The organism is Microbacterium murale (assembly GCF_014635185.1).
Lineage (GTDB): Bacteria > Actinomycetota > Actinomycetes > Actinomycetales > Microbacteriaceae > Microbacterium > Microbacterium murale.
In genome coordinates this window covers 332,619-351,972 of the sequence record NZ_BMCM01000003.1, presented here as the reverse complement: position 1 = coordinate 351,972, position 19,354 = coordinate 332,619, and the positions used below count along the sequence as shown (strand labels likewise).

The window sequence follows — 19,354 nt, the reverse complement described above, 5'->3', positions numbered from 1 at the left end:
GAACCCCGAAATGCTGGCAATCCGGGGATTCCGGGGATCTCCGAGCTGACGGCTGGATACCGTTGAAGCTGCCCGAGCACCACTGGAGGATTCATGACAGCGCCCGCTGCCGCCGAGCCGACCGCTGCCGACCGTCGCCGCTGGGCGCGATACCTCGTCGAGGAGCGTGCCGAGGGGACGGTGTACCAGAAGCTCGCAGCGCGCAAGACGGGGGAGGAGCGCGAGATCCTGCAGAGCCTCGCCGATGCGGAGCGTCGCCACGAGCAGCACTGGCTGGATCTGCTCGGGGGTGATCCTGGCAGGCTTCCCAAGGCCGGCATCCGCTCTCGAATGCTGGCCTGGATGGCGGGGCGTTTCGGATCGATCTTCGTGCTCGTGCTGGCCCAGAGCGCGGAGGCCCGGTCACCGTACGACACCGAGCGTTATGCGACGCCGGCGATGCGCGCCGACGAGAAGATCCACCACGAGGTCGTCCGAGGTCTCGCGGCGCGTGGCAGGCGTCGTCTGTCCGGCTCGTTCCGTGCGGCCGTGTTCGGCGCGAACGACGGCCTCGTCAGCAACCTCGCGCTGGTGCTGGGCATCGGAGCGACCGGGGTGAGCTCCGGCTTCGTGCTTTTCAGCGGCATCGCCGGTCTGCTCGCAGGTGCACTGTCGATGGGCGCGGGGGAGTTCGTCTCCGTGCGGTCGCAGCGCGAGCTGCTCGCCTCCACCGAGGCGAACGATGATGCTGCCCACTCGGCGGGCGATCTCGACATCGACGTGAACGAGCTCGCGCTGGTCTTTCGGGCACGCGGCATGGATCAGGCGGAGGCGCTGGCGCGTTCTCGTCGCATCATCGCGGCCGCGCAGGAGGGCGTGCGGCGCACCGCGACGGCGCCGGTGCGCACAGGTGCCGTAGGCAGCGATCACGACATCGTCGGCAGCGATTGGACCGCAGCGATCTCGAGCTTCTTCCTCTTCGCCTCCGGCGCGATCATCCCGGTGCTGCCGTGGATCTTCGGCCTCGAGGGCATGGCCGCGATCATCGTGGCGCTGATCCTGGTCGGCATCTCGCTGCTCGCAACCGGCGCGATGGTGGGCGTGCTCTCCGGCGGCCCGCCATTGCGTCGGGCGCTGCGCCAGCTCGCCATCGGATTCGGCGCGGCAGCGATCACCTACCTGCTGGGCCTGGCCTTCGGCGTCGGCGCGGTCTGATCGGGCGCACCGTCACCCATACACTGGCCGAGTGCACGACGATGCTGCTCGACCCGGTTCCGGCGACGGAGACCGTGCGCGTGAGGTGCTCCGTGCCCCTGCCTTCGCACTGTTCTGGAGTGCGACGACCATCCGCGCATTCGGCGGGTCGATCGCGGGCGTGGCGTTCCAGATCCTCATCGTCACGTCCCTCGCGGCCTCGCCGTTCGAGATCGGCGTTCTGAGCGCGCTGAGCGTCGTCCCGTACCTCTTCCTGGGGGTGGTGGTCGGGGCGCTGATGGATCGGTGGCGACGTCAGCGGACTCTCATCTTCACGAGCATCGGTCGCGCTGTCGTCCTCGGTGCGGTCCCCGTGCTCCTACTGGTCGACGCGCTCGATTTCTGGTCTCTGGCGATCGTGATCCTGATGCTCGGCGTCCTCACGCTCTTCGCGGATTCCGCCGCTCAGCCGTTCCTTCCCCATATCGTCCCTCGTAGTTCTCTCGTGATGGCAAACGCGAGGCTGGGACAGAGCGAGACGGTGGCAGGCACCGCGGGCCCGGCGCTGGGCGGAGCACTGCTCAATCTTCTCGGCGCACCGTTCCTGTTCGCCTTCGATGCCGCCATCAACGCGGTGTCGGCCGTGCTCCAGTCGCGGATCAGGGTCGACGAGGCTCCTCCTCTGCCTCGCGCGAGCGGGCGTCACATCGGCCACGACATCGTCGAGGGCATGCGCTACACGTATCGCCATCGCACGCTCCGCCCGCTCGCGCTCTCCGTTCACATCTGGTTCCTCGCGAACAGCATCGTCGCGACAGTGTTCGCCGTCTTCGTGCTGCGCGAGCTGAATCTCGAACCGTGGGCGTTCGGACTCGCTCTCGCCTGCGGTGGAGTCGGCGGATTCCTCGGCGCGCTGTTCGCACCTGCTCTCGGTCGTCGGCTGGGCGCTGGGAGGGCGATTCTGCTGGGCCGCCTGCTCGTCATCCTGCCGTGGGTGGCGCTGGCGGTCGCCCCGGTCTCGGCTGCGAGCGGTCTCGCTCTGCTTCTGCCGCTGATCTCGGTGGCGCAGTTCGTCTACGGGCTCTCGATGGGCATCGAGGACGCGAACGACATCGGGTATCGGCAGGCCGCCGCCCCTGATGCGATCCAGGGCAGGATGAACTCGACCATTCGCACGATGAACAGGGTGATCTTCTTCTTCGGCGCGCTGCTCGCCGGCGTACTGGCGACCGTCCTGGGGTACCCGCTGACTCTCGGCGTCGCGGCGGTGATATTCGCCGTGGCCGCCGCCGTGGTCGGGCTCTCACCGCTGCGGCGCGCGCGTCATGAGGACGCTGCAGACCTCGAATCGTGATCGCGGGTCCGAGAAGAAGACAAAAGCTCCGAAAGAATCTGGTCTGACCAGGATTCTTCCGGAGCTTTTTCTGTGCGCGGAGGGGGACTTGAACCCCCACGCCCTTACGGGCACTACGACCTCAACGTAGCGCGTCTACCATTCCGCCACCCGCGCAGGTGATGAAAAGTCGTTGCCGACCGAAGAGAAACATTACCAGATCGTGCAGGTGCGTTCGAACCGTGGATCGGCCCGGGCGTGCCGTGCCGGTTCGATAGCCTGAGGACATGTCTGACGCCGAACTGCCCGAGGTCGTCCGTGTCGCGCGTGACCTGATCCGGATCGACACGTCGAACTTCGGCGGCGGCAGAGCCGAAGGAGAGCGGGAGGCGGCCGAGTACGTCGGCGCGTACCTGGAGAGCCTCGGCCTGACGCCTGAGTACTACGAGCCCATCCCTCGTCGCACCAACGTCATGGCACGCGTGAGCGGACGCGATCCGAGCAAGCCGGCGCTCGTCGTGCACGGCCACCTCGATGTCGTTCCGGCGATGGCCGAGGACTGGAGCGTCGATCCGTTCGCCGGCGAGGTGCGGGACGGGATGCTGTGGGGACGCGGCGCCGTCGACATGAAGAACATGGATGCGATGATCCTCACGTCCGTCGCGGACATCCTGCGGGCGGGGGAGCAGCCCGAGCGCGATCTCGTACTGGTGTTCTTCGCGGACGAGGAGAACGGCGGTGTCGAAGGCTCGGCGCTCGTGGTGAAGGAGCGACCCGAGTGGTTCGCCGGAGCGACAGAGGCGATCAGCGAGGTCGGCGGCTATTCCATCACCGTCGACGACCGCCGCGCCTATCTGCTGCAGGTGGGAGAGAAGGCACTGATCTGGATCCGCCTCGTCGCGAAGGGTCGCGCCGGACACGGCAGCCGCCTTCACGATGACAACGCCGTGGTGAAGCTCGCCGAGGCCGTCGCGGCGATCGGGCGCACTCGCTGGCCGATCAGGCTCACGCCCACGACCGAAGCGCTGCTGCGGAGGCTCGGCGATCTCACCGGACGCCCGGTTGACGACCCGGATGCACTCGCAGCGGCATCCGGCCCCGCTGAGGCGTTCCTGCGCTCGACGTTCCGCACCACGGCCAACCCGACGGCGCTGACCGCCGGGTACAAGCACAACGTGATCCCCGAGCGCGCCGAGGCGCTGATCGACGTGCGCGTGCTTCCCGGCACGGAGGACGAGGTGCTCGCCGAGCTGGAGCGGATCGTCGGCGACGACATCGTCATCGAGACGGTCGTGCGCGACATCGGCATGGAGACGCCGTTCGAGGGCGCTCTCGTTGACGCCATGGTGCAGAGTCTCGGGCGCCACGACCCCGGTGTGCCGGTGATCCCTTATCTGCTCGGTGCCGGCACGGACAACAAGGCGCTCTCGAGGATCGGCATCACCGGATACGGGTTCGCGCCCCTCCGCCTGCCCGCCGATCTCGACTTCACCGGGATGTTCCACGGCGTCGACGAACGCGTGCCCGTAGAATCGCTTGTCTTCGGTCAGCAGGTTCTGACCGATCTGCTGCGCTCGTATTGACGCGCTCCCTGAATCAGAAGGCCCCTCCATGCACCTGCTCGAAGCGCTGTTCCTCGGCGTCATCCAGGGACTGACCGAGTTCCTCCCGATCTCGTCCAGCGCCCATCTGCGCATCGTCGGCACCTTCACCGGCTCCGGCGAGGATCCGGGAGCCGCGTTCACCGCGATCACCCAGATCGGTACCGAGGCCGCCGTGGTGGTGTTCTTCTGGCGCGACATCACGCGCATCATCGGTCACTGGTTCCGTTCGTTGACAGGGTCGCTCCCTCGCAACGATCCAGACGCCAGGATGGGGTGGCTGATCATCATCGGCAGCATCCCGATCGTCGTTCTCGGATTACTGTTCCAGGACGAGATCGAGACCGTGCTGCGCTCGATGTGGATCGTGGCGATCATGCTGATCGTGTTCGGCATCCTGCTCGGAATCGCCGACTATGTCGGCGCGAAGCGCCGCAAACTCGACCAGATCACCTATCCGCACGGAGTTCTCTACGGATTCGCTCAGGCGCTGGCACTGATCCCCGGAGTCTCGCGTTCCGGGGGCACGATCACGATGGGACTGTTCCTCGGCTACGAGCGGGCCGCAGCGGCGCGCTATGCCTTCCTGCTCGCCATTCCCGCAGTATTCGGCAGCGGTTTCTTCCAGTTGTTCAAGAGCTGGGACGCACCCGACCAGTACTTCTCGTTGGGTGAGACCGTCGCCGCGACCGGTATCGCGTTCGTGGTGGCCCTCGGAGTGATCGCGTTCTTCATGAACTGGATCTCGAAGCACAGTTTCCTGCCGTTCGTGATCTACCGCATCCTGCTCGGCACGGCGCTGCTCGTGCTGCTGAGCATGGGAGTCATCTCGGGCTAGCGCTTGTGGTCGCCGGGGCCGTCGCCTCGGCGACGCAGGTAGCGTTCGAACGCCTGCGCGATCGCATCGCCGGAGGCCTCGGGAGAATCCCAGGTGTCGCGGGTGCGTTCGAGCTGGTGGATGTACTCGGTCATCTCGTCGTCATCCGCCGCCGCGGCGTCGATCGACGCCTCCCAGGTGGCGGCATCCGTGCGCAGACGTTCACGTGGCATGTCGATGCCGGTGAGTTCCTCCAGGCGGTCGAGCAGCGCGAGTGTCGCCTTCGGCGACGGCGCGGCGGATGCCACGTAATGCGGCACGCTGGCCCAGAGATTAGCTGTCGGGATGCCGGCGCGCTCGGCGAAGTGCTCGATCACACTGAGGATGCCGACCGGCCCCTCATACAGGGAGCGTTCGAGACCGAGCGATTCCCGGACCTGCTCGTTGGCACTCGACGCGAATATCGAGATGGGTCTGGTGTGGGGCACGTCGGAGAGCATCGCGCCGAGCGTGATGAATCCGGTGACGTCGTCGCGCAACGCGATGTCGATGAACTCGTTCGCGAACGCCTGCCACGTGCGGGCAGGCTCAACGCCGGTGAGCAGCCAGAATTCCGGAGACCCGTCGTCGGTTGGGGCGGCCGGACGCCACAGCGCGGCCTCGGGCCAGCGCAGATCACGATGCCCGGTCGCGTCCATCTTCGTCGACGGTCGGGTGTACTGGTAGTCGAAGTACAGCTCGGGATCGACGGTGTGCACGAGCTCGTACTCGGTGCTCTCGCGCAGCATCTCGATCGCGCCGCTCGCAGCCTCGCCGGCGTCGTTCCAGCCATCGAACGCGACGACGACGATGCGGTTTCCCAGTGCATCCATCGAGTTCTCCTCCCATCGCGAACGCAGGTATCCCTCCAGGCTAGTCCGCGTCCGAGGGTATGGGGCACAGGCCGGGCTAGCATGGAGCAGTGAGTCAAAAGCCCCGCGCAGTCCTCTGGGACATGGATGGAACACTGGTCGACACCGAGCCGTACTGGATGGCGGCGGAGACGGCTCTGGTGCATTCCTTCGGGGGAACGTGGTCTCACGAGCAGGCGCTGCAGCTCGTCGGCAACGGCCTTCTCGACAGTGCGGTGATGCTCCGTGCGGCGGGAGTCGACATGGATCCCGCCGCGATCGTCGACAAGCTCACCGATGACGTGCGCACGGCCCTGGCGACGCAGGGCGTGCCTTTTCGCCCCGGCGCCAAGGCGATGTTGAGGGACCTTCATGCCAACGGCATCCGTACCGCACTCGTGACGATGTCGCTGCGTCGGATGGCTCTGAGCGTCGTGGAACTCGTCGATTTCGATGCCTTCGAGCACGTCATCGCAGGTGATGACGTCGAACAGCCCAAACCGCATCCCGAGCCGTATCTGAAAGCAGCCGGACTTCTCGACATCGACATCGAGGATGCCGTCGTGATCGAGGATTCCGTGACCGGTGTGCGTGCGGGTGCTGCCTCCGGTGCGGTGACGCTCGGTGTGCCGCACATGGTGCCGCTCGATGGAGCGGGAGCGCACGCGCTCTGGCCCACGCTCGAGAATCGCACTGCGCAGGACATCATCGACCTGTACGCCTCGACGAAGACGGCGCTGACCGAGGGGGCGCTGCGATGACCGTTTCATCCTCACGGCAGCGCGGTCCGTTTCGCGACGGCGATCGCGTGCAGCTCACCGGACCCAAGAACCGGCTTCACACGGTCACACTCAGCGAAGACGGCGAACTGCACACGCACCACGGCGTGCTCAGGCATCGCGATCTGATCGGCTTGCCGGACGGCTCCGTGGTCGCCAACAGCTCAGGGCACGAGTATCTGGCGCTTCGTCCGCTGCTGCGCGACTTCGCGATGTCGATGCCGCGCGGCGCCGCGATCGTGTACCCGAAGGATGCGGCGCAGATCGTGATGCAGGCCGACATCTTCCCCGGTGCGACCGTCGTCGAAGCCGGAGTCGGATCGGGTGCGCTCTCGCTCTCGTTGCTGCGTGCTGTGGGACCGGCGGGCGCCCTCGTGTCCTTCGAGCGACGGGACGATTTCGCTGAGGTCGCCAAGGCCAACGTCGAGACCTTCTTCGGAGAGTCGCCCGACACTTGGCGTGTCGTGGTCGGCGATCTGCTTGAGGCACTCCCGGTCGAACTTCCCGCCGGAACCGTCGATCGCGTCGTGCTCGACATGCTGGCACCGTGGGAGGTCATGGACGTCGTCGCCGACGCGCTGACGCCGGGCGGCGTGGTGCTCTGCTACGTCGCCACGGCCACGCAGCTCTCGCGCGTCGCCGAATTCATTCGCGGCACCGGACTGTTCACCGACCCGGATGCCTCCGAGACCATGGTGCGCGGCTGGCACGTCGAGGGACTCGCCGTGCGCCCGGATCACCGGATGGTCGCGCACACCGGCTTCCTGCTCACCGCCCGCCGTCTCGCGCCGGGAACGATCGCGCCCGAGGTCAAGCGACGCGCGTCGAAGTCCAGCTACGGCGACCACGACGTCGAGCAGTGGACGCCGGGAGCGGTCGGGGATCGCGAGATCACCGACAAGAACCTGCGCAAGCGTGTGCGTGAGGCGACCAAGGCGGCAGACGGCTCACGTCGCGCCGCCGCTTCGCGCGATTCCGAGCAGCGATCGCAATAGACTGGAGAGCGTGCGTAAAACGTCTGCTGCTCTGGCCACACTCAGTCTCGCCCTCGTCGCCCTGACGGGGTGTGCGACGGCGCCCGCATTCGACGGAGCCGCATGCGATCGTGCAGAGGCGGCCACAGGGATCGACGACATCGCGACGATCACCGGAGACGTGGGCGAGACGCCGGAAGTCGAACTGTTCACGCCGGTCGGCGCGCAGAAGAGCTCGTTCAGCGATGTCGTCGTCGGCGACGGCCCCGCACTCACGAGCCCGACGCAGAGCGCTGTCGTCGAGTTCACGCTGTACTCCGGCAAGAGCGGCGAAGCGGTCGCCGGCACCGCGTTCGACGAGGACCAGGCGCAGCTCGTGAGCATCGACTACTGGGCTCAGCGGGTTCCCGCCTTCGGTGAAGCGCTGGAATGCGCGACCGAGGGCAGCCGTGTGCTGTCGGTGATCTCTCCCGAGGACTTCGGCGCCCAGAATCTGGCGAGTTTCGAACTCGATGACGACGTACCGGTCGTCGCCGTGTTCGACGTCGTCAAGGTCTTCCCGTCGAAGGCCGAAGGCGCCCCGCAGTACAACGACGCCGCAGGCATGCCGACCGTGGTTCGTGCCGCTGACGGGCGTCCAGGCATCATCGTCCCCGACAGCGCCGCTCCCACCGATCTCGTCGTCCAGACCCTCATCAAGGGCGAGGGAGAGAAAGTGGCTGAAGACGACACGGTGCTCGTCAACTACACCGGCGTGACGTGGGCGGACAAGACCGTCTTCGACTCGTCGTGGGATCGCGGTGCCACGCCGTTCGACCTCACCGCTCTGATTCCCGGCATGACGCAGGGGCTCACCGGCCAGACCGTCGGCTCGCAGGTGCTCATCGTCGTTCCGCCTGAGCTCGGCTACGGCGAGGCGGGCAGCGGCGCCGTTCCCGCGAACTCCACCCTCGTCTTCGTCGTCGACATCCTCGGCACCGATCCGCCCGCGGCCCCCGCACAGTGATGGCCGCCCGGATCCCGCCCGAAGAGCGTCAGACGAATCTCGTCGTGGCGCTGATGGCCACGGAGATCGGGCTCACGAAGCAGCAGATCCTCGACAACATCTCGGGGTACCGTCAACGCGCCGATGCCGGCACGCGCGCGGATGCACTGGAGAAGATGTTCGAGCGCGATAAGGACGAACTGCGCACGCTCGGCGTCCCGATCGAGACGATCGGCGACCCTGGTGATCCCAACGATCTTCGGGAGGCCAGGTATCGCATCCCGAAGGCCGAGTACGATCTGCCTGCTGACATCGCGTTCAGCGCGGCTGAGCTCGCCGTCCTCACCCTGGCGGGCAGCGTATGGAGTGCGGAGTCCTCATCGGCGGATGCACAGGCGGGAGTGCGGAAGATCCGCGCGCTCGGCATCGACGGCGACGAGCCGATCATCGGCTTCGCGCCGCGCATCACGGTTCGCGATGCGAGCTTCGCGCCGCTGCAGAGCGCCATCGAGGACTGTCGCGTGGTCGCCTTCGACTATCTCAAGCCGGGGGAGCAGTCGCCGCGTCGCAGGCGCGTGGAGCCGCTGGCCCTGCTCGATTACGAGGCGCGCTGGCATGTCTACGGTATCGATCTCGACGCGGATGACGAGCGCACCTTCCTGCTCAGCCGCATCGTCGGCGACGTCACCTCGACGAAGCGGACATTCGACGCCGGACTCCGTGAAGGCGCGGGGGAACGGGCGCTCGCAGGCCTCGAAGCCGTCGCCGCCCGCAACTCCGCACTGCTCGAGATCACTCCCGGCACCGAGGCCGCGCTGCGGCTCGGCCGGCGTTCGACCCCTCAGGTGCAGGGCTTCAGCGTGCCGTTCGTCGACGTGCACATCTTCGCCGACGAACTTGCCTCGTATGGCCCCGAGGTGCGCGTGGTGGAACCGGCCGCGCTGCGAGACGCGGTGATCGCTCGGCTGGAAGCGACAGTCGCCGCGCACGCCGATGAGGTCGGCACCGACGCCGCTCGCGCGGAAAGAGGGGAGCGCTGATGGCTGACAAGCCGAAACCACTGCTCGCATCCGACCGTGTGCGCGCCTATCTCACGCTGGTGCCGTATCTGCTCGAGCGGGGCCAGGTCTCGCTCGCCGAGGCCGCCGACGAGTTCGGTGTCAGTGTCGACGAGATGCGCAGCATGGTCGAGAAGCTCACGGTGATCGGACTGCCCGGCGACGCGGGGTACTGGCAGCAACCGCACGAGATGTTCGACATCAACTGGGACCTCCTCGATGAGGAGGGCGTCATCGAGATCACGAACGATGTCGGACTCCGCCGGGTGCCGCGGTTCACCGCGCGCGAGGCCGCTGCTCTCCTCGCCGGCCTCCAGGTCGTCGCCGCCGTGCCTGCCGTCTCGAATTCGGGTCTGGTCGCGGGACTCCTCGCGAAGCTCTCACGGGCTTCGGCGAACGCACCTGCCGAGGTCGTCATCGCGCCGGACGCGGTCGACGCCGTGCGTGATGCCGTGTCGAATGCGCTGAGCCGCAAAGTCGCGGTGTCGTTTCGCTATCAGGCGCCGGATGCCGCGGCCACGACCCGCACGGTCGACCCCGTCCAGGTGCTCATCACCGGCGGACAATGGTATCTGCAGGGTTGGTGCCACCTTCGCCAGGCGATGCGCACCTTCCACCTCGATCGCGTCAGCGAGCCCGAACTCACCGATATCCCGATCACGCATGCGGACGAGCTTCTCCCGGAAGCGTTCACCACGATCGGCGACGACGATGAGGTCACGGTGCGACTTCCCGAGCGACTGGTGCCACTGCTCGGAGACTATGTGCGCGCGGACAACGCAGAAGTCCACGGGGGCGTCGTCACCGTGCGGATACCGATCGCGGATCCGCGGAGCATAAAGCGCGTCGCTGGTCGGTTCGGCGGACATCTCGAAGTCCACCTCCCCGAAGTCGCCCGTACGGCGACGAGGGACTGGGCAGCGGATGGACTCGCGCTGTACCGTCACCCATAAACACGTCATCCGCGGGTAGACTGCACGGAGACTTCGATCCCTGGAGGGAATCATGGCTGGACTGACCGGTTGGCATCTGCTCGTACTCGTGCTCGTCATCCTGTTGTTGTTCGGAGCAGCGAAGCTCCCGGCACTGGCGAAGAGCATGGGCCAGTCCGCGCGACTGTTCAAGGGCGAGATGAAGGCGATGAAGGACGACGACGGCAAGTCCGATCCGGCGGTCGACGTCGCGAAGTCGTCGGCATCAGACCAGGGCGTCAGCGCACCCCGCTCTGACAGCGGCACCACCACCTGACGATTGTGACCGCGATCGACAAGCAGTCGGCCGCGAGTGACAAGCCACGCAATGAACGCCGAATGTCGCTCGGCGGCCACCTTGTGGAGCTGCGCCGACGGCTGATGATCTCTGCGGCGGCGCTTCTCGTCGCCATGATTCTGGGGTTCTTCCTCTCCGACCCCGTGATCGCCTTCATCACCGAGCCCGTACGGAAGATCGCGGAGGCCAGGGGAGACGACCTCGTCGGACTCACGTTCTCGTCCGTGACGTCGCCGTTCGACCTTCGGATGCGCATCGCCTTCTCGCTGGGAATCTTCATCGCCGCCCCCGTGTGGTTGTGGCAGATCTGGGCGTTCATCATGCCCGGCCTGAACCGCAAGGAGATCCGGTACACCGCCGGGTTCGTGTGCGCAGCCGTCCCGCTCTTCTTCGCCGGATGCTACGTCGGCGCGCTCGTGGTGCCGCATGTGATCGAGCTGATGGCGACATTCACCCCCGAAGGCGCGAACAACCTCTTCGAGGCGAAGCAGTTCTACGACTTCAGCCTCAAGCTGATGCTCGTGGTCGGCGTCTCGTTCGTCCTCCCGGTGTTCCTGGTCGCGCTGAACGTGGCCGGCGTCATGTCGGGGCGCGCGATCCTGAAGGGGTGGCGCGTCGCCATCCTCATCGCGACCGTCTTCGCCGCGCTCGCGACGCCCGCCGCTGATGTCGTCAGCATGCTGATGCTCGCAGGCATCCTCGTCGTACTCTTCTTCGCGGCCGCAGGGCTGTCCATGCTGTTCGATCGTCGCAAGACCAAGCGCGCGAAGGCTGAAGGACTGCTCCCGGACGTCGAGGTATGACCTCGCCCGCCGAGCGGTACGCGGCCGCCCGCGATGCGGCGTCGCACCCGGAGACCGCGGCGTTCGCGAGCAGGCAGAGCTTCGATCTCGATCCTTTCCAGGTCGAGGGCTGTCACGCGCTCGAACGGGGCCACAGCGTGCTCGTCGCAGCACCGACCGGCGCGGGGAAGACCATCGTCGGCGAGTTCGCGATCCACCTCGCGATGCAGACGCCGAAGGACAAGGCCTTCTACACGACGCCGATGAAGGCACTGTCGAATCAGAAGTTCCGCGAGCTGGTCGATGTGTACGGCGCCGACCAGGTGGGTCTGCTCACCGGCGACACGAACATCAACGGCAACGCCAGGATCGTCGTGATGACGACCGAGGTGCTGCGGAACATGATCTACGCGGACTCGGCCGCACTGGCCGACCTGCGCTACGTGATCATGGACGAGGTGCACTACCTCGCCGATCGCTTCCGCGGTGCTGTCTGGGAAGAGGTCATCATCCATCTGCCCTCGCAGGTGCGGCTGGTGTCGCTCAGCGCGACCGTGTCGAACGCCGAGGAGTTCGGAGACTGGCTCGACACGGTGCGGGGCGACACAGAGGTGATCGTCTCGGAGATCCGACCGGTGCCGCTCGAGCAGCATGTGCTGGTGCGAGACGACCTGCTGCCGCTGTTCGACGACCGCGCCGGGGTCGCCACGGCGACCGTGAACCAGGAACTCATGCGCATCCGCTCGTTCACGGGGTCGCGCTACGACAGCAACAAGCGGGCGCAGTCTTACATCAGCGGCAAGCACGCGGGACGTCAGAGTCCCCGCCCGCAGCGGGGCGGACGCCGTCCCGTGCGCGCGGCGAACGCGCAGCGGATCGAGCGGATGGATCGGCCGGAGGTCATCCGGCTGCTCGAGCGCACCAATCTTCTTCCGGCGATCTTCTTCATCTTCAGTCGCGTCGGGTGCGATGCGGCGGTCCAGCAGGTTCGCCGGTCCGGGCTTCGCCTGACGACCGTCGAAGAGCGCGCCGAGATACGCGAGCTCGTCGAGGAGCGCACGCGATCCCTGCAGGACGCGGACCTCGGCGTGCTCGGCTACTTCGAATGGGTCGAGAACCTCGAGCGGGGCATCGCCTCGCATCACGCAGGCCTGCTGCCCGCCTTCAAAGAGGTCGTGGAAGAGCTCTACCGCCGCAAGCTCGTCAAGGTCGTCTTCGCCACCGAGACCCTCGCGCTGGGCATCAACATGCCGGCCAGGACCGTCGTGCTCGAGAAGATGGAGAAGTTCAACGGCGAGGCGCGGGTCGCGATCACATCGGGGGAGTACACGCAGCTCACCGGTCGTGCCGGCCGCCGCGGGATCGACGTCGAAGGCCACGCCGTAGTGCAGTGGACCGAGGGGATGGATCCCCAAGCCGTCGCCGCCCTCGCGTCTCGGCGCACCTACCCGCTGAACTCCAGCTTCCGGCCCACGTACAACATGGCGGTCAACCTGATCGACATGTTCGGGCGTCCCCGTGCCCGCCAGATCCTCGAGTCGTCGTTCGCCCAGTTCCAGGCCGACCGAGCCGTCGTGGGCCTCGCCCGCCAGGTGCGCGAGGCGGAGGAGTCCCTCGCAGGCTATGTCACCGCGATGCACTGCGAGCACGGCGACTTCCTCGAATACGCCGGAATCCGTCGCGAGCTCAGCGACCTGGAGAAGAAGAACCGTCAGGACTCGCACGCGCCCCGCACGGCGCGCGACAAGCGCATGAAGCGCATCCATTCCCTGCGCACGAAGATGCAGCGGCACGGCTGCCACGGGTGCCCCGACCGCGAGGCGCATGCCCGCTGGGCGGAGCGCTATTGGAAGCTCAAGCGCCAGACCGATCGCACCCGCGCGCAGATCGAGACCCGCACCGGTACGGTCGCACGTGTCTTCGACCGCGTCGTCGAGGTGCTCGCGACCCTGGACTATGTCACGGGCACTGGCGATGACACCGTCCTCACTGAGGCTGGCCGCACGATGCGCCGCATCTACGGCGAGCGCGACCTGCTGGTGGCCGAGTCGCTGCGCCAGGGCCTCTGGAAGGGTCTGGATGCGCCGTCGCTTGCGGCCATGGCGTGCTGCCTCGTGTACGAGCCACGGCGGGACGAGGCGAACTCGGGGGAGCGCGGGCTGCCGCGCGGTGCGTTCCGCGCGGCGTACGAGAAGACCACGTCGCTCTGGTCGGAGCTCGACGATCTCGAGCAGGATCACCATCTCCCGGGTTCCGAACCGCTCGCTGCGGGTCTCGCAGGAGCGATGCACGCCTGGGCGCGCGGCGCTCTGCTCGATCGCGTGCTGGTCGACGCCGACATGGCGGCCGGCGATTTCGTGCGATGGGCGAAGCAGACCATCGACCTGCTCGATCAGCTGTCGATCGTCGCGGAAGACGCAGACGTCGCCCGCACGGCGCGTCAGGCGCTGGATGGCGTCAGGCGCGGCATCGTCTCCTATTCGTCGATGTGAGAATGCAACGGATGCCATCGCTCGCCGCCGGCCGCACGGGTCGGCCCCGCCCCCTGCGGCCCCGCCCCGTCCTGCCGCGCCCGCTGCTGCCGCTGTGGCTCGCGGCACTTGTGGCGGCGGCGTCGGGGTTCCTCATGAACCTCGCGTATCCGGGGGCGAGCGTCTGGCCGCTGGCCTTCGTCGCGGTCGCCCTGCTGCTGCTCACACTCATCGGCCGCCGGGCCGGGGGAGCACTGCTGGTCGGACTGATCTACGGCGCCGTGTTCTTCTTCCTCCTGGTGTCGTGGACGTCGCGATATCTGGGGGTCGTCCCGTGGGCGGCGCTCGCGCTGCTGGAGGCGGCCATCACCGCCGTCGCAGTGATCCCGATCGCGCTGGCCTACCGGTGGCTTCCACGCGCCTTCCCAGGGCTCGCAGGGCGCCTCGTAGGGCTTCCTGCGGTGATCGGAGCGCTGTGGGTGGGCCGGGAGCTCCTGCTGGGCTCCTGGCCGTATACGGGCTTCCCATGGGCGCGTCTCGGGATGACGCAGTCGCAGAGCCCCCTGGCAACGCTGTCATCGTGGGTCGGCGTCAGCGGTCTGAGCTTCCTGATCGTGTTCGCGGTGGCGATGCTGGTGGAATCCGTGCGCCTGCGTCTCTGGCGTCGCCCGGTCGCGCTCGTCGTGCCGGCGGCTCTCGTGCTCGTGCTGGTCGTCACCCCGGCGTTCCCGACGACCGCAGCGGGCACCATGCGCATCGGAGCGGTGCAGGGCAACGGGCCCACCGGGTACTTCGATGAGCGGGAACCGTACTCGGTGATCCAGGCGCAGACCGCGGCCACCGAACCGCTCTTCGGCGAGGAGATGGATCTGCTGGTGTGGCCGGAGGGCGGATTGGACTACGACCCGTTCCAGGATGCCGGGCTGGCGCGTCGGATGACGCTGATCGCCAACCGCGTCGACGCGCCGCTGTTGGCGAACGCGGCGACCGGTAGAGGCGACGAGTACTTCAACACATCGATGCTGTGGACCCAGGACGGGACCGCCGAGCAGACACATGACAAGCGCTTCCCCGTGCCGTTCGGCGAGTATGTGCCCGACCGGGACTTCTACAACGCGATCGTGCCCGACCTGATCGGCCTGATCGGGCGCGAGTACACGCACGGCACGAACCCGCCACTCGTCGAAGTCGACGGCACACCGGTGGGGCTCGCGATCTGCTTCGACGTGATCTACGACGAGGTCATCAGCGAAGGCATCCACGGTGCGGCCCAGGTACTGGTGTTCCAGACGAACAACGCAGACTTCCGCGGCACGGACGAGAACCTGCAGCAACTCGCCTTCGCGCGCATGCGCGCGATAGAGACGGGGCGCAGCGTCGTCAACATCTCGACGGTCGGGCGCAGCCAGATGATCGGTCCCGACGGGACGACGACGGCGTCTCTGGACGCAGATGAGGCCGGTGCGCTGCTCGAGGATGTCGAGTTGCGCACCGGCCTCACGGCTGGTGTCGTCCTGGGCCCCTGGGTGCAGCAGCTGCTGCTGTGGGGCGGACTGGGCGCGCTCCTCTTCGGGTGGTGGCGCGCCCGTCGTCGGCCCTAGGCGCCGATCTTCTCGCGGGTCGGGTCTTCACCTGCGCCACGGCGGGCGCGGATGAATGCGAGGCGCTCCTCGAGGAGCTCTTCCAGTTCGGCGCGCGACCGGCGCTCGAGCAGCATGTCCCAGTGGGTGCGGGCGACCTTCTCGTCGGTGGCGTCAGGGGTGATGGTCTGGCCATCGATCCGAAGCACGGCCTCGGCGCCGCAGGCGCGGCATTCCCAGGTCTGGGGCGGCTCGGCGTCGGCCGAGAACATCAGCGTGGTCACGTGGTCACACGTGTCGCACTTGTACGTGGTTTCGCGGCGTTCCATGAAAACGACGCCCTCTTCGCTCTGTAGGCTCTGGGCGCCGAGTCGGATGCCGCGCAGGCTGCGATCTGCCATTTTGTGGTCCTCTCGTCGCTGTCAGGTATAGCGCTCCAGCCTGTGCGCCTGCTCAACGCAGGCGTCTTCCCGGTGCGATTCACAGCCGAATCCCAGCCCCCCGTGCACATGCGCCCGGAGAGGTCGTGAGCCCTGGTCAGGAGCGGTCGTGCACACTCATCAGGAAAGCGCGCGCAACGCCAGGTCGGCACGGTCCGTGACGACCGCGTCCACGCCCTGACCGATAAGCCGGCGCATGACCTCGGTGTCGTTCACGGTCCACACGTGCACTTCGACTCCGTGGCGGTGCGCCGCGCGCACGAGCGACGGTGTCAGCACCCGAACCGGGCCGTATCGCTCGGGGACCTGAAGCGCGTCGATGCCGCGCAATGCGTGCGCACAGGGGAGGCGCAGCGCACTCAGCAGCTTCACCCGCATCATGCTCGCTCTGCCCGCCGACGTCGCAGGGAGCATCTCTGCTCCCGCGGCCAGGACAGCATCGACCGCACGCCGGCGGCGGACGTCCGAAAAGCTCGTCAGAAGCACCCGATGGGCGTGCGGCGCGATGATCGCGCCCAGGGGAGTTGTGGCGGCATCCGTCTTCACATCGATGTTGAAGCGTGTCTCGGGGAACATCTCGAGCATCTCGCCGACCGTGAGCAGTCCGCCGTGCGGCGCGAGCAGCTCCGCGAGTTCGGCGGTGCGCACCTGCTCGACGGGCCGATCGTCCGACAGCAGCCTTGTCAACGTCTCGTCGTGGAACAGCACGACGTCACCGTCGGCCGTGACGCGGCAGTCGGTCTCGATGTACTCCGCACCCGCGGCGTGTGCGGCGGCGAACGCCGCGGCGGTGTTCTCCCAGACGGCGTGCGACGGCGAGTCCGCGCCGGTCGTGGTCGGTAGACCACGATGGGCGAGGACTCGGGGGTGCCGTGCCTTGAGGAAGTACGGGTGCGTCACGCGCCGGGAGTGCCCGCAGGCGGCTGACCGGTGCCGGGGCGCGGAGTGAACGCGCTGCCGATGCCCTTGAGCGCCTCGGTGAGCTCGCTCGGGATGATCCAGAGCTTGCTGGACTCGCTGTCTGCGATCTTCGGCAGCATCTGCAGGTACTGGTACGCGAGGAGCTTGTCATCCGGCGCGCCCTGGTGGATGGATGCGAAGACGTTCTGGATCGCCTCGGCCTCACCCTGTGCGCGCAGGACTGCGGCCTGCTTGTCGCCCTCGGCGCGAAGGATCTCGGCCTGACGAGCACCCTCGGCCTCGAGGATCGCGGATTGCTTGGTGCCTTCCGCCGTGAGGATCGCGGCGCGGCGGTCGCGCTCGGCGCGCATCTGCTTCTCCATCGAGTCCTGGATCGACAGGGGCGGGTCGATGGCCTTCAGCTCGACGCGTCCGACGCGGATTCCCCACTTGCCGGTGGCCTCGTCGAGCACCACGCGCAGCTGCCCGTTGATGTTGTCACGGCTGGTGAGCGCCTCTTCGAGGTTGAGCCCGCCGACCACGTTGCGCAGAGTCGTGGTGGTGAGCTGTTCGACGGCGCCGAGGTAGTTCGCGATCTCATAGGTCGCGGCGCGGGCGTCGGTGACCTGGAAGTACACCACCGTGTCGATCGAGACCACGAGGTTGTCCTCGGTGATCACCGGCTGCGGCGGGAAGGACACGACCTGCTCGCGCATGTCGATGAGCGGCCGCAGCCGATCGATGAACGGGACCAGGATGTTGAGGCCCGGCATGAGGGTCTTGTGGTAGCGACCGAGGCGCTCGACCACGCCGGCGGTGGCCTGCGGGATGATCCGGATAGAGCGCGCGACGGTGACCACCACGAAGATGATCACCGCGATCGCGAGGATCCAGCCGATCGCGGTGGGGATGAACGAGGAGTCGTTCACAGTTTCTCCTAGTCGTTGACGGGACGGACGATGGCGGTCGCGCCGTTGATCGCGGTGATCGCGACCGGTGCTCCCTGAGGAATGGGGACGGCGGTCTCGGCGCGAGCAGTCCAAGTGTCGCCATTGCTGACCTTGACCTGTCCTGAGACGCGCGTGATGTCGGCCAGTGCCGTTCCGCGCAAGCCGATGAGCGCGTCGACGTTGGATTTCGTCGGATCCTGACTGCGGTGAAGGCGTCTGAGCAGCGGCGGACGGATGACGAGGATGAACAGCGCGGCCGCGACAGCTGCAACGATGAGCTGGGCCCATACCGGCAGCCCGAACAATCCGGTGAGGAGGCCCACCGCGCTGCCGAGCGCGAGCATCAGGAAGGTGAAATCGAGCGTCAGCATCTCGATCACGAGGAACACCGCGATCAGCACGAGCCAGCCGATCCACGCCCATTCTGTGACCAGTTCGATGAAGACGGATGCGTCGTCCATAGGCCCTCCTTTGCCGTCAACCTACCACGGGGCAGTGAGGCGAATCGGGAGCGGAAAGCGCATTGGTAAGGTGAAGGAGCCGCGCCGTTCGCGGCATTCCCCGTATCACTAGGAGTCACCGTGTCCGACGTTCTGCCCGCAGGTTCTCTCGCCGGAAAGGTCGCACTCGTCACCGGCTCGTCGCGGGGGATCGGGGCGGACACCGTCCGCTACTTCGCCGAGGCCGGCGCGGATGTCGTGATCAACTTCCGCAACAAGGCGCCGCGCGCCGAGAAGCTCGCAGCACAGTTGCGCGAGCTCGGTGGCCGCGCTCTCGTCGTCGGCGCAGACCTCACGGACCCGGCATCCGTCGCCGAGATGTTCGATCAGGTTCGCACGGAGTACGGCCGACTCGACGTGCTCGTGCTCAACGCGTCCGGTGGCATGGAGTCCGGAATGGCCGAGGATTACGCGCTCACGCTCAACCGCGACGCGCAGTTGAGCGTGCTGCGCGCCGCTCTGCCGCTGTTCGGAGAGGGTTCACGGGTCGTGTTCGTGACCAGCCACCAGGCGCATTTCATCCGCACCACGCCGACCATGCCCGAGTACGAGCCCGTCGCACGCTCGAAGCGGGCCGGGGAAGATGCCCTGCGGGAACTGATCCCGACGCTCGAGGCGAAGGGCGTCGGCTTCACGGTCGTCTCCGGCGACATGATCGAGGGCACCATCACCGCGACGCTGCTCGAGCGCGCCAACCCGGGTGCGATCGCCGAGCGCCGTGGCTCGGCGGGCAAGCTCTACAACGTGTCGGAGTTCGCCGCCGAGGTCGCACTCGCTGCTGTCGAGCCGGTGCCAGACGACAACACCCGTCTGGTCGGCGACACGAGCGGCTTCGGCGCCAAATAGCATCCG

The 19,354-nt window shown here is 67.2% G+C and carries 19 protein-coding genes and 1 tRNA gene; 14 read left to right on the top strand and 6 right to left on the bottom strand.

Annotation, left to right across the window (positions count from 1 at the left end; all coding sequences use genetic code 11):
* Positions 1 to 93 precede the first annotated feature (93 nt).
* Positions 94 to 1,194, top strand: coding sequence for a VIT1/CCC1 transporter family protein (locus tag IEV67_RS11275; protein ID WP_188436656.1), 1,101 nt, complete (start codon positions 94 to 96; stop codon positions 1,192 to 1,194).
* A gap of 31 nt (positions 1,195 to 1,225) precedes the next feature.
* Positions 1,226 to 2,527: an MFS transporter gene (locus tag IEV67_RS11270; protein ID WP_188436655.1), complete on the top strand. Its 1,302-nt coding sequence runs from the start codon at positions 1,226 to 1,228 to the stop codon at positions 2,525 to 2,527.
* 73 nt (positions 2,528 to 2,600) lie between these two features.
* Here the strand turns inward: IEV67_RS11270 and IEV67_RS11265 are convergent.
* Positions 2,601 to 2,683, bottom strand: a tRNA-Leu gene (locus IEV67_RS11265).
* Between the two features lie 110 nt (positions 2,684 to 2,793).
* On the opposite strand from IEV67_RS11265, the gene IEV67_RS11260 reads away from it, so the two are divergent.
* Positions 2,794 to 4,089 (top strand): M20/M25/M40 family metallo-hydrolase, encoded by a 1,296-nt coding sequence (locus IEV67_RS11260; protein ID WP_188436654.1) that lies wholly within the window; start codon positions 2,794 to 2,796, stop codon positions 4,087 to 4,089.
* A 28-nt stretch (positions 4,090 to 4,117) separates the two neighbouring features.
* Complete coding sequence (locus tag IEV67_RS11255; protein ID WP_188436653.1) at positions 4,118 to 4,945, top strand: undecaprenyl-diphosphate phosphatase; 828 nt, start codon at positions 4,118 to 4,120, stop codon at positions 4,943 to 4,945.
* Here IEV67_RS11255 and IEV67_RS11250 read toward each other — a convergent pair.
* A complete protein-coding gene (locus IEV67_RS11250; protein ID WP_188436652.1) occupies positions 4,942 to 5,796 on the bottom strand; it encodes a PAC2 family protein in 855 nt (284 codons plus the stop codon). The genes IEV67_RS11255 and IEV67_RS11250 overlap by 4 nt on opposite strands.
* Before the next feature lie 89 nt (positions 5,797 to 5,885).
* Here IEV67_RS11250 and IEV67_RS11245 point away from each other — a divergent pair, with 89 nt between their 5' ends.
* The 9 genes from IEV67_RS11245 to lnt all read left to right on the top strand — a co-directional run bounded on the left by IEV67_RS11245 (position 5,886) and on the right by lnt (position 15,733).
* On the top strand, positions 5,886 to 6,575 hold the full coding sequence (locus IEV67_RS11245) for an HAD family hydrolase (RefSeq protein WP_268238584.1): 690 nt from the start codon (positions 5,886 to 5,888) through the stop codon (positions 6,573 to 6,575).
* The gene (locus IEV67_RS11240) at positions 6,572 to 7,588 is read left to right on the top strand and encodes a tRNA (adenine-N1)-methyltransferase (RefSeq protein WP_188436651.1); all 1,017 of its coding nucleotides are present in this window, start codon (positions 6,572 to 6,574) and stop codon (positions 7,586 to 7,588) included. The genes IEV67_RS11245 and IEV67_RS11240 overlap by 4 nt, the downstream gene beginning before the upstream one ends.
* A gap of 10 nt (positions 7,589 to 7,598) precedes the next feature.
* Entirely contained in the window at positions 7,599 to 8,573 is a 975-nt protein-coding gene (locus tag IEV67_RS11235; RefSeq protein WP_188436650.1) for an FKBP-type peptidyl-prolyl cis-trans isomerase, read from the top strand.
* Positions 8,573 to 9,592 (top strand): helix-turn-helix transcriptional regulator, encoded by a 1,020-nt coding sequence (locus tag IEV67_RS11230; RefSeq protein WP_188436649.1) that lies wholly within the window; start codon positions 8,573 to 8,575, stop codon positions 9,590 to 9,592. The genes IEV67_RS11235 and IEV67_RS11230 overlap by 1 nt, the downstream gene beginning before the upstream one ends.
* Positions 9,592 to 10,563 (top strand): helix-turn-helix transcriptional regulator, encoded by a 972-nt coding sequence (locus IEV67_RS11225; protein WP_188436648.1) that lies wholly within the window; start codon positions 9,592 to 9,594, stop codon positions 10,561 to 10,563. The genes IEV67_RS11230 and IEV67_RS11225 overlap by 1 nt, the downstream gene beginning before the upstream one ends.
* Before the next feature lie 49 nt (positions 10,564 to 10,612).
* Positions 10,613 to 10,858 (top strand): twin-arginine translocase TatA/TatE family subunit, encoded by a 246-nt coding sequence (gene tatA, locus IEV67_RS11220; RefSeq protein WP_188436887.1) that lies wholly within the window; start codon positions 10,613 to 10,615, stop codon positions 10,856 to 10,858.
* A 62-nt stretch (positions 10,859 to 10,920) separates the two neighbouring features.
* On the top strand, positions 10,921 to 11,682 hold the full coding sequence (tatC, locus tag IEV67_RS11215) for a twin-arginine translocase subunit TatC (protein WP_188436886.1): 762 nt from the start codon (positions 10,921 to 10,923) through the stop codon (positions 11,680 to 11,682).
* Entirely contained in the window at positions 11,679 to 14,153 is a 2,475-nt protein-coding gene (locus IEV67_RS11210; protein ID WP_188436647.1) for a DEAD/DEAH box helicase, read from the top strand. The genes tatC and IEV67_RS11210 overlap by 4 nt, the downstream gene beginning before the upstream one ends.
* 11 nt (positions 14,154 to 14,164) lie before the next feature.
* Positions 14,165 to 15,733 carry an apolipoprotein N-acyltransferase gene (gene lnt / locus IEV67_RS11205; RefSeq protein ID WP_188436646.1) on the top strand — a complete coding sequence of 523 codons (1,569 nt, stop codon included), beginning with the start codon at positions 14,165 to 14,167 and terminating at the stop codon, positions 15,731 to 15,733.
* On the opposite strand, the gene IEV67_RS11200 is transcribed toward lnt, so the two are convergent.
* From IEV67_RS11200 to IEV67_RS11185, 4 genes are all read right to left on the bottom strand, one after another.
* Entirely contained in the window at positions 15,730 to 16,113 is a 384-nt protein-coding gene (locus tag IEV67_RS11200; protein WP_188436645.1) for an RNA polymerase-binding protein RbpA, read from the bottom strand. The two genes, lnt and IEV67_RS11200, sit on opposite strands and share 4 nt — an antisense overlap.
* A 159-nt stretch (positions 16,114 to 16,272) precedes the next feature.
* The gene (locus IEV67_RS11195; protein ID WP_188436644.1) at positions 16,273 to 17,052 is read right to left on the bottom strand and encodes a glycerophosphodiester phosphodiesterase family protein; all 780 of its coding nucleotides are present in this window, start codon (positions 17,050 to 17,052) and stop codon (positions 16,273 to 16,275) included.
* Entirely contained in the window at positions 17,049 to 17,981 is a 933-nt protein-coding gene (locus tag IEV67_RS11190; RefSeq protein ID WP_188436643.1) for an SPFH domain-containing protein, read from the bottom strand. The genes IEV67_RS11195 and IEV67_RS11190 overlap by 4 nt, the downstream gene beginning before the upstream one ends.
* A gap of 8 nt (positions 17,982 to 17,989) precedes the next feature.
* Positions 17,990 to 18,463, bottom strand: coding sequence for an NfeD family protein (locus IEV67_RS11185; protein ID WP_188436642.1), 474 nt, complete (start codon positions 18,461 to 18,463; stop codon positions 17,990 to 17,992).
* A gap of 120 nt (positions 18,464 to 18,583) precedes the next feature.
* Between IEV67_RS11185 and IEV67_RS11180 the strand changes: the two genes are divergently transcribed.
* Positions 18,584 to 19,348, top strand: a complete 765-nt coding sequence (locus tag IEV67_RS11180) for an SDR family oxidoreductase (RefSeq protein WP_188436641.1) — start codon at positions 18,584 to 18,586, stop codon at positions 19,346 to 19,348.
* Positions 19,349 to 19,354: the final 6 nt, after the last annotated feature.